The 13,206-nt window shown below is 60.6% G+C and carries 14 protein-coding genes and 1 pseudogene; 6 read left to right on the plus strand and 9 right to left on the minus strand.

Features of this window, described 5'->3' with window-relative positions:
* Window positions 1–127, plus strand: a pseudogene (locus D0N36_RS19595) (IS481 family transposase); the annotation flags it as partial.
* Between the two features lie 147 nt (window positions 128–274).
* Here the strand turns inward: D0N36_RS19595 and D0N36_RS09965 are convergent.
* Window positions 275–568: a hypothetical protein gene (locus tag D0N36_RS09965; RefSeq protein ID WP_147320821.1), complete on the minus strand. Its 294-nt coding sequence runs from the start codon at window positions 566–568 to the stop codon at window positions 275–277.
* A gap of 199 nt (window positions 569–767) precedes the next feature.
* On the opposite strand from D0N36_RS09965, the gene D0N36_RS09970 reads away from it, so the two are divergent.
* The gene (locus tag D0N36_RS09970) at window positions 768–1,127 is read left to right on the plus strand and encodes a hypothetical protein (protein ID WP_116941250.1); all 360 of its coding nucleotides are present in this window, start codon (window positions 768–770) and stop codon (window positions 1,125–1,127) included.
* A gap of 30 nt (window positions 1,128–1,157) precedes the next feature.
* On the plus strand, window positions 1,158–2,033 hold the full coding sequence (locus D0N36_RS09975) for a PAS domain-containing protein (RefSeq protein ID WP_116941251.1): 876 nt from the start codon (window positions 1,158–1,160) through the stop codon (window positions 2,031–2,033).
* On the opposite strand, the gene D0N36_RS09980 is transcribed toward D0N36_RS09975, so the two are convergent.
* Window positions 2,001–2,360, minus strand: coding sequence for a hypothetical protein (locus D0N36_RS09980; protein WP_116941252.1), 360 nt, complete (start codon window positions 2,358–2,360; stop codon window positions 2,001–2,003). The genes D0N36_RS09975 and D0N36_RS09980 overlap by 33 nt on opposite strands.
* 46 nt (window positions 2,361–2,406) lie before the next feature.
* On the opposite strand from D0N36_RS09980, the gene D0N36_RS09985 reads away from it, so the two are divergent.
* Window positions 2,407–2,670 carry a hypothetical protein gene (locus D0N36_RS09985; RefSeq protein ID WP_147320822.1) on the plus strand — a complete coding sequence of 88 codons (264 nt, stop codon included), beginning with the start codon at window positions 2,407–2,409 and terminating at the stop codon, window positions 2,668–2,670.
* A gap of 204 nt (window positions 2,671–2,874) precedes the next feature.
* Window positions 2,875–4,200, plus strand: a complete 1,326-nt coding sequence (locus tag D0N36_RS09990; protein ID WP_116941254.1) for a zinc dependent phospholipase C family protein — start codon at window positions 2,875–2,877, stop codon at window positions 4,198–4,200.
* On the opposite strand, the gene D0N36_RS09995 is transcribed toward D0N36_RS09990, so the two are convergent.
* The 4 genes from D0N36_RS09995 to D0N36_RS10010 form a co-directional block, all read right to left on the minus strand.
* The gene (locus D0N36_RS09995; protein ID WP_116941255.1) at window positions 4,197–4,619 is read right to left on the minus strand and encodes a hypothetical protein; all 423 of its coding nucleotides are present in this window, start codon (window positions 4,617–4,619) and stop codon (window positions 4,197–4,199) included. The genes D0N36_RS09990 and D0N36_RS09995 overlap by 4 nt on opposite strands.
* Window positions 4,620–4,669: 50 nt before the next feature.
* A complete protein-coding gene (locus D0N36_RS10000; RefSeq protein WP_116941256.1) occupies window positions 4,670–6,100 on the minus strand; it encodes a TolC family protein in 1,431 nt (476 codons plus the stop codon).
* Window positions 6,101–6,152: 52 nt separating this feature from the next.
* Window positions 6,153–9,230, minus strand: a complete 3,078-nt coding sequence (locus D0N36_RS10005) for an efflux RND transporter permease subunit (protein ID WP_116941257.1) — start codon at window positions 9,228–9,230, stop codon at window positions 6,153–6,155.
* A 101-nt stretch (window positions 9,231–9,331) separates the two neighbouring features.
* Window positions 9,332–10,480 carry an efflux RND transporter periplasmic adaptor subunit gene (locus tag D0N36_RS10010; RefSeq protein ID WP_116941258.1) on the minus strand — a complete coding sequence of 383 codons (1,149 nt, stop codon included), beginning with the start codon at window positions 10,478–10,480 and terminating at the stop codon, window positions 9,332–9,334.
* A gap of 280 nt (window positions 10,481–10,760) precedes the next feature.
* Here D0N36_RS10010 and D0N36_RS10015 point away from each other — a divergent pair, with 280 nt between their 5' ends.
* Window positions 10,761–11,093, plus strand: coding sequence for an MGMT family protein (locus D0N36_RS10015; protein WP_190242604.1), 333 nt, complete (start codon window positions 10,761–10,763; stop codon window positions 11,091–11,093).
* Window positions 11,094–11,234: 141 nt separating this feature from the next.
* Here D0N36_RS10015 and D0N36_RS10020 read toward each other — a convergent pair whose 3' ends face one another.
* From D0N36_RS10020 to D0N36_RS10030, 3 genes are read right to left on the minus strand one after another with little or no spacing between them, the layout of a single operon-like run.
* Entirely contained in the window at window positions 11,235–11,639 is a 405-nt protein-coding gene (locus tag D0N36_RS10020; RefSeq protein WP_116941259.1) for a response regulator, read from the minus strand.
* Window positions 11,636–12,448, minus strand: a complete 813-nt coding sequence (locus D0N36_RS10025; protein WP_116941260.1) for a sensor histidine kinase — start codon at window positions 12,446–12,448, stop codon at window positions 11,636–11,638. Before D0N36_RS10025 ends, D0N36_RS10020 begins: the two co-directional genes overlap by 4 nt.
* 54 nt (window positions 12,449–12,502) lie before the next feature.
* A complete protein-coding gene (locus D0N36_RS10030) occupies window positions 12,503–13,114 on the minus strand; it encodes a hypothetical protein (RefSeq protein WP_147320823.1) in 612 nt (203 codons plus the stop codon).
* Window positions 13,115–13,206 lie beyond the last annotated feature (92 nt).

Consider the following 13,206-nt stretch of genomic DNA (forward strand, 5'->3'; position numbering starts at 1 on the left):
CCACGCCAAACGGCTTAAGACCTTGCGCGGCCTCACGCCACATGAATTTGTCTGTGCCGAGTGGCAGAAAAACCCCGTTAACTTTACCCAGGACCCGACCCACCTCACGCTGGGACTATACACCTAGCACCTCTACTACTCATAGGCCTAGCACGAAGCACGAAAAGGTATGGGCTCTTAGCTGCGTATGGGGTTACCCTGCTAGCCACCGGTTGCGCTATCGTACTGCTGGTCCCACACAAGTTGAGGTTCTTCAACAGCTTTAATTTCATGCTTACCTACACTTTCTTCGATCACCCAGCATCCACACGCGCAGTGCGTCGCCGTACACAACGGGCGTCACCATGTCGTTGAGGGCCAAATCGAGCAGGTTAGCAAACTCGGGCTGGTTGCCGACCGGCACCTTAGAAATGCCACCTTCGGCGTAAGCCCGTACCAGGGTTTCGATTTCCGTACCCGTCAGGTCGGAATCAGTGGCGTGGCCCTGGGCCAGCATGCCCTGCATGATAGTGCCCACGAAGGTTTCAGCGCAGTCCTCCTCTGCATACAAGTGTCGTGTTGTGGCCAAGGGCCACAGCTGATTTTTAGAAAAGCTCTCTGGTCGATACCAGGGGGCTTTTTTTCTGTCGCATATTTTCTGCAGCACAGTAGCTTACTGCTCAGGTGGGTTAGCAGCGGAGCAATGTTATGTTTATGTGAAGTGGCATTTTCAGGCCAGAGCGGCCTTTTATTTGCTGTGCTGGCGGTTGCACAATTATCTGCATTCTATGTCCCAAGTCCTGTTTGATGTGAACCTACAGCAGCTGCCCGACGAGTTCCTGACGGGCGTGTGGCGGGTTGCCAGCCGGGTACTCAACCAAACCGATCCGGCCAGCCTGATGGCCTGCGCCGAGCAGCTGGCGCTGCAGCCGGGCCGGGTGCGGATAGAAGGGTTAGGACAGTCTGACCAGGGCAGCTGGATGGTGCAGCGCGACGAGTTACTTAACCGGCCTTACCTTACTCTGGAGCTGGACAGTGAGCAGACCCGGGCCCTCGTAACGCGGCTGCGCCGTTCGCGTACTGGCTCGGAGAGCCAGCTGAATCTGTATTTCCAGTCCGGTATGGAAATGCAGCTCACCCAGCCGTAAGTTTTTTGTTCGTTTTTCGCCCGCTTGCCCATGGCTTCCGCCACTCTTCGCCCTACGCCCGCCGACTTCAGCTTCCTGGCCGAACTTATCCCGCAGCTTGTATGGACGACTGATCCCAGCGGCTACCACACGTACTTCAACCAGCGCTGGATCGACTACACCGGCTACACGCTGGCCGATAGTGTGGGCGATGCTATGTGGAACAACCTGCTCGACCCTGCCGACCGGCCGCGGGCCCGGCAGCGCTGGAACCACTCGCTCGAAACCGGTGAGTTCTATGAAATAGAATACCGGTTTAAGAGCAGGCATGGTGACTACCGCTGGTTTTTGGGCCAGGCTCTACCCGTGCGTGATGAGGCCGGCCGCATTACCAAGTGGTTTGGTACCTGCACCGACATCCACGACCAGAAGATGCAGGAATTGGCTTTGCGCAAGCGGGAGCAGGACTTTACAACGCTGGCTGATACTATTCCGCAACTGGCCTGGATGGCCGATGAGACGGGCAGCATATTCTGGTACAACCAGCGCTGGTTCGATTTTACCGGTACTACACTGGAGCAGATGCAGGGCTGGGACTGGCAGAAGGTTCATCATCCGGAGCACGTGGAGAGCGTAACAGCGGGTTTTCGTGAGGCCATTGTTGAGGGCCACGACGCGTGGGAAGATACTTTCCCGCTCCGCCGCCACGATGGCCAATACCGCTGGTTTCTGAGCCGCGCCCTGCCCATACGCAACGAAGCCGGCCACATCGTCCGCTGGTGCGGTACCAATACCGACGTTACCGAGCAAAAGCAACTGCAGGAGCAGTTGGAGCGCGCCTACTCCGACCTCGAAGCTAAAATCATGTTCCGCACCCTCGACCTAGAGCGCGAGCTACAGCAGCTGCGGCAGGAGAAGGGAATCTAGAGACCAAATACAGAAGTCATTCAGAGCGAAGCGAAGAATCTCGCGTGAGTCGTTGAACGGACAACCGTTGTAATGATTCACGCGAGATTCTTCGCTTCGCCCTGAATGACGTTCTTCCACTAACCACTCCTCCTGCTTGCCCTTTTTCAGTGCGGCGTCGATGAAATAAGCGCCGTTGCGGACGAGACGGGTGGTGTCGGCGCCGGTATCGAGCAGGGTAATGGCCACGTCGCCGTTTTCGGAGCGACCGGTTTGCACGCGGTAGCGGCGGTAAATGGCGGGCTTGGTTTGGGTGAAGATGTAGCTGAGCTTGCCGGCTTGCACCACAGCATCTTCGGGGAGGGTGGGACTGGCGGCAGCCGGCGGTCTGGATATGGGCGCGCACGTTCACGGTGCGCTGTGGGCCGTCGTTGAAAGCCTTGCCCACCAGGAATATCCGCGCCGTCAGGTCTTCGTTGGAGCCGCGGCTGACACCCTCGGGGCCGTAGTGCAGGGCCAGAAAGGCCACCGCCGACAGCTCACCGCCGGCCAGTGCGCAGTGGTAGCGGTAGTGCTCGGCCAGTTCGGGCAACTTGGCCAATTCCGAGAGGTCGGGCCGGGGCAGGAGGCTGCCGAGCTGCATCATAACTCCCAATAGCCGAGCCATTACCATTTCCATCACTGTGAGGGTAATGCACCGGGCGTCGGGGTGCTTGTGAAAAAGGCTTGCCGGTTGAAATTTGGAATGAATCTGAAACTGCAAGCGACCTGCGGGACGGCATAAAACCATAGCTTTACTGACCGCGTAAGGCACACTGCCTACGGTTGAGCATGCTGCCCAAACCAAGCTCCTCTACTACTTATGTTAAAATGGTACTTTTGTGCGGCGCTGCTGCTGGCCGGGCTGCTGGCTTCGCGGCCGGCGGCGGCCTACTCCGTCCTCACCCACCAGGCCAACGTAGACTCGACCTGGAAGCCGTGCATGCTGCCGTTGCTGCAAAGCCACTACCCCGGGGCCACCGAAGAGGAGCTGATTGAAGCCAAAGCCTACGCTTATGGCGGGTCCATTTTGCAGGATATGGGCTACTACCCGTTCGGCTCGGAGCTGTTTACCAACCTGACGCACTACGTGCGCAGCGGCGACTTTGTGCGCAACCTGCTGGCCGAGGCCCACAACCGCAACGAGTACGCCTTTGCCCTGGGTGCGCTGGCCCACTACGCCGCCGACGTAAACGGCCACCCCGCCGGCACCAACAAGGCGATGGCCAGCGTGTACCCCGAGCTCAAGGCTAAATTCGGCAACAATATCACGTACGAGGAGGCGCCCATCCAACACACCCAGCTCGAATTTGCCTTCGATGTGGTGCAGATGGCCTCGGGCCGTTACCGCTCGGCCGACTACCAGCGCTACATCGGTTTCCAGGTGAACAAGGCAGTTTTGGAGCGGGCTTTCCTGAAAACCTACGGCCTCGAACTGGGCCAGGTGATTCTGAACGTGGATCTGGCCATCGGCTCGTTTCGGTTCGCGGTGCGCAGCCTCATTCCGATTGCCAGCCGGGCGGCCTGGCAGTCCAAGAAAAACGAAATTCGCGAGGAAATTCCGCAGGCCCGCCGCCGCGAGTACGTGTACAAAGACAGCCAGCAGGAGTACGAGGAGAAGTACGGCACCGAATACGAACACCCCGGCTTTGGGGCCCGGGTGTTGTCGTACTTCGTGCGGGTACTGCCCAAAATAGGGCCGCTCAAACCGTTTGCCTTTAAGCTGCCCACCCCCGAAGCCCAGGATCTGTTCAAGGCCAGCTTCCGCCAGGTTATGCAGAACTACTGCCAGCTGCTTGACGCCCAGCCCCGCGACACAGTGGCGGCCCTGCCCATGCTGGCCAACACCGATTTCGATACCGGCCGCCCCACCAAGCCCGGCGCCTACGCCTTAACCGATGTGACCTACGGCGAGTGGCTGCAAAAGCTGGCCGATCAGAAATTCGAGCACCTGACGGCTGCCCAGAAGCAGAACCTGCTTGCCTTCTACCAAGACCCCAGCCTGCCCGCCACTAACAACGATAAAGGGGAGGACAAGGAAAAGGATGCGGAAAAACGCAAGCGCGAGGAAGAAAAAGCGCGCGCAAAAATCAGCGAGGCCCTCCAGGCGCTGCGCACTGCCACTCCGGTCGGAGCTGCGCGGCCCTAGCTCATCAGCCAGGCTACAGCCACCGCCTCATCCAGAAACAGCTGAAGCTGATAGGCCGGATGCGCCTGCGCCGTAGCTGTTACGGCGCGCATGCCGGGGCTGTGCTCCAGCATATCGGCGCGGGTGGGCGAGAGCAGGTAGGCGATATGCAGCATAGCCGGGGCCGACTCGGCCGCTACAGCCGGTAGCAGCGTGGTGGCCACCCAGCCCGAGGTGGCGGCATCCAGCTCGGTGCGGCGGCGTACATCCACCAGCCAGCGGGCGGCTCCGTAACTGTAGCTCATTTCGCGGGCCGCGCGCAATCCTTCCTGAACTTCGGCAAACGATACGGCTCGTAGCCAGCGCACCACCAGCGTGGCCATTTTGGGGCAGTAGGATAGGTGCAGGTAATCGGTGGTAAGGGCAGTATCGGAAAGCATAACCGCGAAAATATAGTTTTGCGTAAAAAAAAACTATAGCTCAAGCCTTATCAACGTCCTTCTGTTTCCTGCACCAGCCCGCTACCGAGGCGGCGCAGGATTATTTCGGCCTGCTTGGCCTGGTAGCGAATGTCGAGCAGGCGGGTTTCGGCCTGCAGCTGGGTGCGTTGGGCCTCGCGCAATGCCAGCGGCGTGAGCAGCCCGAGGCGGTAGCGCTCCAACGCAATAGCCACGTTTTCGCGGGCCAGCAGAATATTGGACTCCTCCAGCTCCAGCAGCGCCAGCCGGTTCTGGTACTGGGCGTAGGCCTGCTCGGCGTCGGCATCGAGTTGCAGCTGCAGCTGGTCGAGTTGCAGCTGGGTTTGCTCCTGCGTGATGCGGGCGTTCTGCTCCTGCCGGTTCTTGTTGAAGCCATCGAAAACAGGCACCGAAGCTACCACGCCGTAATTTAAGCCGTAGGTCCGGCCAGTGGTGGTAACGAGCTGAGCGCCGAAAAACGACGCGTTATTGATGTTGCGGTTGAAACCGTAGCCGCTCGTCAGGCCAATTTGCGGAAAGCGCGAAGCCCGGACCAGCTTACGGTCGAGGTCGGCTATTTCGGTGTTGAAGCGGGCCTGCTGCAGGCGGGGGTTGCGCTGGCGCACGGCCGCCAGTACCTCGTCGCGGGCCAGGTCGCGGGCCACCACAATCGAATCCTGGGGCAGAAAATCCAGGCCCGGGGCACGGCCCATCAGCTCGTTAAGGTTGATTTTGGCGCTTTTTAACGATTCCTGCTGCTGAATCAGGGCCGAGCGGTCGGCGTTGTAATCCACGCGGGCAGTCAGCACTTCTACCTTGGCACTCACGCCCACGTCCACCCGCGCTTGGGTCAGGTCGATGCGGGCCTGGCCGATTTTGAGGGCTTCTTCGAGCGAGTTAATCTTGCCTGATTCGCGCACCACTACGAAATAGGCGTCCATCACGGCGGCCACGGTTTCCTCAATGGTGGCTCGGGTCAGCTGCTGCTGGCTCTGCTCCAGCACCTGCAACCGGTCGTAGGCGATAAACATGCCCAGGCCGTCGAAAATGGTCCAGGTAGCGGCCACGTTGGCCTGCAGTTGGTTCGACTTGGCCCCGTTGGCAATGCTGGGCTCGGGCCGTGCCCCCGACTCCTGCCGCACATTGTTGCGGTTGAAGTTGCGCACGAAGTTGCCATTGACGACCGGCAGCTGGCCGGCGTTGCCGCGGGTTACGTTGTTTTCGGCCACCCGCATATCCTGCTGCGAAACCCGGATGGTGTAGTTGCCCTCCACACCCAGCCGGATGGCCTCGGCCAATGTGAGGGGCGGGGCGGCGGCTACCGTTTCGGGCTTCTCGGTCTGGGGCTTGCTCTGGGGCTTCTCGGTGGTTTCGCGCCGCGAAGGCAGCACCGGCTGCTGGGCCAGGGCGGGCAGGCCGGTAGTCAGCAGAAGCAGCGGAAGGAGCAGGGAACGAGAGGACATTCGGGGGATATAGATAGAGAGCCGGGCTGGTAATCGAAGTGTACGGATAGCGTTACGCCGCCACCTTTTCGGGCTCGGGAGCGTGCTTGTGCTTTTTAGCCGTGGCGAAATACGAGTACATCACCGGCACTACATACAGCGTGAGTACCGTAGCGAAAAACAGGCCGCCCACCACGCCGATGCCCATGGCCCGGCGGCTCAGGGCGCCCGCGCCGGTAGCCATGGCAATGGGCAGAATACCTAGAATGGCGCAAAGCGAAGTCATCAGAATCGGGCGGAAACGAGCCGTGGCGCCTTCCACCAAACCGCTCATGTAATCCATGCCCTGCTCTACTTTCTGGTTGGCAAATTCCACGATGAGGATACCGTTTTTTGTCACCAGCCCGATGAGCATGATGATGCCGATCTGCGAGAACAGGTTCAGCGTCTGGTTGAAGTACCACAGGCTGAGCAGCGCTCCGCTCAAGGCCAGCGGCACCGTTATCATGATGATAACCGGGTCGCGGAAGCTCTCGAACTGCGCGGCCAGCACCAGGTAAATCAGCACCAGCGCCAACCCGAAGGCAAATAGCAGCGACGAAGAACTTTCCTCGAAGTCGCGGGAGGCGCCAGCCAGCTCGGTCGCGTAGGTATCGTCGAGGGTTTTATCGGCAATGGCGCGCATGGCGGCAATGCCGTCGCCCAGCGTCTGGCCAGGAGCCAGCGACGCCGAGAAAGTAGCGGCGTTGTAGCGGTTGAAGCGGAACAACTGGGGCGGCGTGCTGCTTTCCTCCATCCTAATCACGTTGTCGAGCTGCACCAGCTCGCCGGTACGGCTCTTCACCGACAGCAGCCGTACGTCGAGCGGCTGGCTGCGGTCTTCGCGCGCCACCTGCCCGATAATCTGGTATTGCTTGCCGTTTTTGATGAAGTAGCCGTAGCGCTGCCCGCTCAGGCTGGCCTGCAGCGTCTGCGAAATATCCTGCACCGACACGCCCAGGCTCTGGGCCTTGTCACGGTCGATGTTCACGCGCAGCTCGGGCTTGTTGAACTTCAAATCCACATCCACGAACTGGAACGTGGGGTCGAGGCGGGCGGCTTCCAGAAACTTGGGCACGGCCGTGCGCAGCTTCTCGAAGTCCTGGGTCTGAATCACGAATTGTACCGGCAGGCCGCCGCCGCCGCCCGAGCCGATGCTCTGGTCTTGGCTAACAGAAGTGCGGGCGGCGGTCAGATTTTTGACGCCTGCCGAAATAGCATCGGCCACCTGGCCCTGGCTGCGCGTGCGGTCCTCAGGCTCTTTCAGCAGTACCCGCGCAAAGCCCGAGTTAGCCCCGCCCGACCAGCCCGGCGAGGTTACCGTGAAGATGCTGCCTAAATCGGAACCTGCCGAGTCGATGGCCAGCTGGTTGAGCTGGGTGATATAGCGGTCCATGAACTCGTAGGAGGCACCTTCGGGGCCGGTAGCATTCACGTTCACGCGGCTGCGGTCTTCCACCGGCGCCAGCTCCGCCGGAATGATGCCTATGAAATACCAGGTGCCCAGGCCCGTGCCAGCCACCACCAGCCAGGCCAGCCAACGGTTGCGCAGAAACGTCTGCAAACTCTCGCGGTAGCCGTTGATGACGCGCTGGAAGAAGGGCTCGGTTTTGCGGTAGAACCAGTTGTGGGTTTCCTCGCGCCGGAGCAGCTGCGAGCACATCATGGGCGTGAGCGTGAGCGAGACGAAGGCCGAAATCAGCACTGAGCCGGCCACCACAATGCCGAACTCGCGGAACAGCCGCCCGGTAATGCCCGTCAGGAATACCACCGGCAGGAACACGGCCGCCAGCACCACCGTGGTGCTCACGACGGCCAGCAGAATTTCTTCGGAACCCTTGATGGAGGCCTCACGGGGCGATTCGCCGGCCTCAATGCGGGTGTAGATGTTCTCCAGCACCACAATGGCGTCATCGACCACCAGGCCAATGGCCAGCACCACGCCCAGCAGCGTGAGCACGTTGATGGAGAAGTCGAGCAGGTACATCACGAAGAAAATACCAATCAGCGACACCGGAATAGCCACAATGGGGATGAGCGTGGAGCGCCAGTCGCGCAGGAACAGGAAGATGACCACCACCACCAGAATGAAGGCCTCAATCAGCGTCTGCTTTACCTCGTCAATCGACTGGCGGATGAACACCGAGTAGTCGATGGCGGGCTCGATTTTGAGGTCGGCGGGCAGGTCTTTGCCGAACTGGGCCACGCGCTTGTTGAACTCGTCGGCAATGTCAATCTGGTTCGAGCCGGGCTGCGGAATAACGGCCAGCGCCACGCCTGGCACGCCGTTCACCCGGAACAGCGTCTGGTCATTTTCGGCGTACAGCTCGGCGTAACCGATGTCCGACATGCGCACGAGCGAGCCCTCATCGCGCCGGATAACGAGGTTGTTGAACTCCTCGACAGTGGTGAGGCGGCCCATGGTGCGCAACGTGAGCTGGGTAGCTTCGCCCTGCACCGAGCCGCTGGGCAGCTCCACGTTTTCGCGGGCCAGGGCCTGCTGCACGTCCACCGGGCTCACGCCCAGCGCCGACAGCTTCACCGGGTCGAGCCACAGGCGCATGGAGTAGCGCCGCTCGCCGTACACCCGGATTTCCGATACGCCCGGAATCGTCTGGAGCCGCTCGCGCAGCGTGTTAATGGCGTAGTCAGTCAGCTCCAGCAGGTTACGCTCTTTGGAGGTCAGGTAGCTCAGCACTACGGGCTGCGAGTCGGCGTTGGCCTTGCTCACGGTGGGCGGGTCCATGTCGCGCGGCAGGCGCCCCTGCACCCCCGAAACCTTGTCGCGCACGTCGTTGGCGGCCGTTTCCAGGTCGGCATCGAGGTCGAACTCGACGCGGATGCTGGCCCGCCCGTCGCGCGAGTTGGAGGTCAGGTTCTTGATGCCCGGCACGCCGTTGATGGCCGCTTCGAGCACTTCCGTCACCTGCGCCTGAATCACGTCGGCCGAGGCCCCGGTGTAGGAGGCCGACACGCTGATAATGGGCGGGTCGACGCTCGGGTACTCGCGCACACTCAGGTAGCGAAACCCAATGACGCCAAAAATGACAATCACCAGGCTCATCACCAGAGCGAGGACGGGGCGGTTGATACTGGTTGAAGAAAGGCTCATGGCTTATTTCACGCAGGGTCTCGCAGTGGGTGACGCAGGGTCTCGGGGTGGTCGTTCACTGCGGGACACTGCGCCACCCACTGCGAAACACTGCGTGAAAGCTATTTGGTAACTCGTACTAAATCACCTGGTTTAACCTGCAAAATGCCGGTCCGAATCACCGTGTCGCCCACGGCCAGGCCATCGGTTACCTGGATGAGCTGGTTGGAGCGCAGGCCGATGCTGATTTTGCGGGGCTCCATCTTGCCGTTCTTCACCAGGTACACGCTGTAGCCGGCGGCCTCGGGCACTACAGCTTCGGTGGGCACCTGCAGCGCGCCTTCCGTCTGGCCCAGTTCCAGGTTTACTTTTACAAAGGCGCCGGGGCGCAGTTCGTTGTTGGTGTTGGCGTAGCGGGCACGCACGGTCTGGGTGCGGCTCACAGGGTCAATCTGCGGGTCGAGGGCGTACACCTTTGCCTTGTACTTCTTACTGGAGCCCTCGTCGGTGATGGTGACGGCTTCGCCCACGGCTACCTGCCGGGCAAAGCGGCCGGGCACGGCAAACTCCACTTTCACCGGCTTCACCTTGGAAAGAGTGGTGATTTCGGTGCCGGGGCTCAGGTATGTGCCCACCGTGGCCGTCGTCAGACCCAGTACCCCGTCGAACGGCGCGCGGATGGTGGACTTGGCCAGCGTGGCCTGCAGCGACCCCAACTCGGCGCGGGCCGTGAGGACCTGGTTATTGGCCTGCTCGTACTCCTGGGCGCTGATGTACTCCTTGTCAAGCAAGGTGCGCTGCCGCTTCTCCTGGTCTTGGTAGAGCCTGATATTATACTGCTGCTTGCGCAGGGCGGCCTGCAGGTCGGCGGAGTTGATGGAAACCAGCACCTGGCCCTTGCGCACGGGCTGGCCCTCGCGCAGGTTGAGACTGGTAATCTTGCCCGCCACTTCGCTCTTAATAACAACGGCTTCCTCGGCCAGCACCGAGCCGGTGGCCGCCACCGCGTCGGCGAGGTTGGTGGCCTTCACCACGTACACTTCTACCGGCAGAGCGGGGGCCGCCTGGCCCGGTCCGCCAGCGGCGGCTTTGCCCTTGCCTCCCGCCCCTTTACCGCCCTTGGCCTCGGGCGCCGGGAAGTACTTCATTTTGGCGAAAACCAGCCCGGCCACTACGGCCAAAGCCAGCAGCAGCCATAAAATCCGGCGGCCGGATCCGCTGGTACGGGTTGGGGCTACCTGGGGCTCGTCAATATATTCCTGAGTTTGCATGAACAGCAGCTGCGCTTACCGGTGCCGCCGTACCTGAGCCGCCCGTCGCATGTACCACAACGCGCTGCCCCGGCTGCGGGTTTAAACCGCCGGCCCCGGAATAGATAATGGGGGTAAGACACCGATTCGGGCCCCGGGTTGCGCGGCCGGTGGCCTGGCCCGCCAGCAAACCGGTTGGTTACCCCGGATTGCGCTATTTGCGCTGCCAGTGCTTGCAGGCCCCAACAATACCTTCCCATCTCAGCAGTTCAGTATCTTACCACGTAGCATCTCACTTTACATGGAGCAGCGTAATTTCTTTCAGGAAGTGCACGAAGTAGTGCGGCTGGTGCCAACGGGCCGGGTAACTACCTACGGAGCCATTGCCCACTACCTGGGGTCGCGGCGCGGGGCCCGTATGGTGGGCTGGGCCATGATGGCCGCCCACACGGCCAACGAGTACGTGCCGGCCCACCGCGTTATCAACCGCAACGGACAGCTAACAGGCCGGCAGCATTTTGCCACGCCCACCGCCATGCAGGAAGCGCTGGAGGCCGAAGGCCTCATCGTCGTTGATGATGAAGTACAGGAGTTCGCGCGCCTGTTCTGGGACCCGACCGCGGAGCTGGAGTAAGCCGGTTAGTGGTTAGTAGAACGTCATTCAGAGTGCAGCGAAGAATCTCGCGTGATTTTGTTGCGCGGTTGTCGTAACAACGAGTTCACGCGAGATTCTTCGCTGCGCTCTGAATGACGTTCTTCCACTAACCACTAACCACTAACCACTAACCACGGAGCGGGGGGCGGTGGCCATTACCTGGCGGATGGCGCCCAGCACTTCTTCGGGGCTGGCATTCTTGAGCAGGTAGCCGTGCGCACCTTCGGCCCGGAGCGAGTCAATCAGCTCGGGCTCGTCGTGCATGGAAATGATGATGGAGCGCACCTGCGGGTACTGGCTGCGCAACAGCCGCACCGTCTGGAGCCCGTCGAGCACCGGCATCTGCAGGTCCATCAGAATAACATCCGGAATTACGCCTTGGTCGAGGCGCTCAAGCAGCTCCTGGCCGTCGCCGGCCTCGAAGAGGACCTCCATGCCGGGAAAGCCGCTGATGAGGGCCCGCAGGCCTTTGCGAAACAGAATGTGGTCGTCGACGACGGCCAGGCGGATGGAGGGAATACTCATGCCAGCGGTGGAATAGAGAGCGAGGTAGAAGCAAGATAAGGTACCGGCAGCGAAACCATCACCGTAGTGCCCTGACCAGGTGATGATTGGTGTTGCAGCGTGCCGCGTAATACGCCCACGCGGCTGCGCAGGTTCATCAGGCCCAGGCCGGTGCGCGCATTGGGCAGCGGCGGCTGGTCCGATTGGGTGGGGTCGAAGCCGATGCCGTCGTCGGAGTAGCGGAGCCGCAGCTCCTCGTTGCCAAACTCCACTTGCAGCCGAATATTGCTGGCGTGGGCATGGCGCAGGCCGTTGCCCACCAGCTCCTGCACAATGCGGTACACAATCAGCTCGTAGCGGGCATCGAGGCGGCGGGGTGTGCCGGTTTGGTCGATACTAACGCGAGTGGGGCCATCGGCCGGAATGGTGCGGGCCAAGGCTTCGAGGGCGAAAGGCAGCCCGAATTTCTGCAGAGCCGCCGGCAGCAGGTTACGCGAAATGCGCCGCACCTCGTTAATGGCCTGGTCGAGCAGCAGCGTGGCCTCGTGGGTGAGGGCCGGTTGGTTGAGGGTGTTGAGATGGAGCTTCACAATAGCCAGCGTGGTGCCTACACCGTCGTGAAGGTCGCCGGCAATGCGGCGGCGCTCCTCCTCCTGGGCCAGCAAAGCAGCCTCCAGGGCCTGCTGCTGGCCGGTTTCGTGCAGCTCCTGCATCTGCTGCTGCTGCTGAATCAGGCGGCGCTGGTAGCGCACCACGAAGCCCACCACGCCCAGGGCCAGCAGTAGCAGAATAGGCGTTACGAGGATAAGCGGAAGCAGCGCGTCGGGCATGGGAAGGGGCGGCCAGCAACCCGGCCAGCCGGGTAAGCGGGCCAAGATACCGATTTAGCCGACCAGATGCGGCGGCAGCACCCGGTAGCGCCAGTTTTTAGTCGGCGGCCGCCACCCCAGCCGGAACCGTAGCCACCGCGGCAGCGCATGCCGCGGCGTTACGCCCATCGGGAAAAGCGTGATGAGGTGCAGTAGTATGCCGAACTGGATGGCGCGCAGGAAGGGGTAAAAGAGAATGATTGTGAGTAGAATATAGCTCTCGTTAAAATCAGTAGCCGAAATGCCGAGCCAGCCAAAACGGGGTAAATCCTGGCCAATAAATACGAGCAGCGAGGAAGAGTAATAGATGGCTACCACAATGCAAAAGAGGAAGACCGGACTTTCGAACGGAGGAGTCAGATACTCGCGATGAATCATCTGACTCAACTGCCGAAAGGCCATCAGAACTAAAAAGGTATTGCCCACCGTCCGGCTAAGCGTATTCATATTAACAGTTAGGCCGTCAACCCATAACGCGCTTATGATGACGCTGGCGAAAAATAGTAGCCAACCCATTTTTAACCAATTTTTTGTTCTATCGGATGCTAAATGAATAAATAGAAGCGTTAGCCAAGTAATATCAAAAAAAGTAGAAAGATGAAAATTGAAAATATTATTGTGGAGCACTCTTTTAGCATACACACTAATGATATAGACAGACGTATCGCAAATTAAATAGCCAAGCAAAGGCCGGAACACTGGTCCCAAGCTAGTCCTTC

Origin of the sequence: Hymenobacter lapidiphilus (assembly GCF_003417065.2) — a bacterium.
GTDB lineage: Bacteria > Bacteroidota > Bacteroidia > Cytophagales > Hymenobacteraceae > Hymenobacter.

Coding starts and splice junctions, on each gene's coding strand:
- D0N36_RS09970 (WP_116941250.1), top strand. CDS start 768: ATGTCCCAAGTCCTGTTTGATGTGAACCTACAGCAGCTGCCCGACGAG.
- D0N36_RS09975 (WP_116941251.1), top strand. CDS start 1,158: ATGGCTTCCGCCACTCTTCGCCCTACGCCCGCCGACTTCAGCTTCCTG.
- D0N36_RS09985 (WP_147320822.1), top strand. CDS start 2,407: ATGGGCGCGCACGTTCACGGTGCGCTGTGGGCCGTCGTTGAAAGCCTT.
- D0N36_RS09990 (WP_116941254.1), top strand. CDS start 2,875: ATGTTAAAATGGTACTTTTGTGCGGCGCTGCTGCTGGCCGGGCTGCTG.
- D0N36_RS09995 (WP_116941255.1), bottom strand. CDS start 4,619: ATGCTTTCCGATACTGCCCTTACCACCGATTACCTGCACCTATCCTAC.
- D0N36_RS10000 (WP_116941256.1), bottom strand. CDS start 6,100: ATGTCCTCTCGTTCCCTGCTCCTTCCGCTGCTTCTGCTGACTACCGGC.
- D0N36_RS10005 (WP_116941257.1), bottom strand. CDS start 9,230: ATGAGCCTTTCTTCAACCAGTATCAACCGCCCCGTCCTCGCTCTGGTG.
- D0N36_RS10010 (WP_116941258.1), bottom strand. CDS start 10,480: ATGCAAACTCAGGAATATATTGACGAGCCCCAGGTAGCCCCAACCCGT.
- D0N36_RS10015 (WP_190242604.1), top strand. CDS start 10,761: ATGGAGCAGCGTAATTTCTTTCAGGAAGTGCACGAAGTAGTGCGGCTG.
- D0N36_RS10020 (WP_116941259.1), bottom strand. CDS start 11,639: ATGAGTATTCCCTCCATCCGCCTGGCCGTCGTCGACGACCACATTCTG.
- D0N36_RS10025 (WP_116941260.1), bottom strand. CDS start 12,448: ATGCCCGACGCGCTGCTTCCGCTTATCCTCGTAACGCCTATTCTGCTA.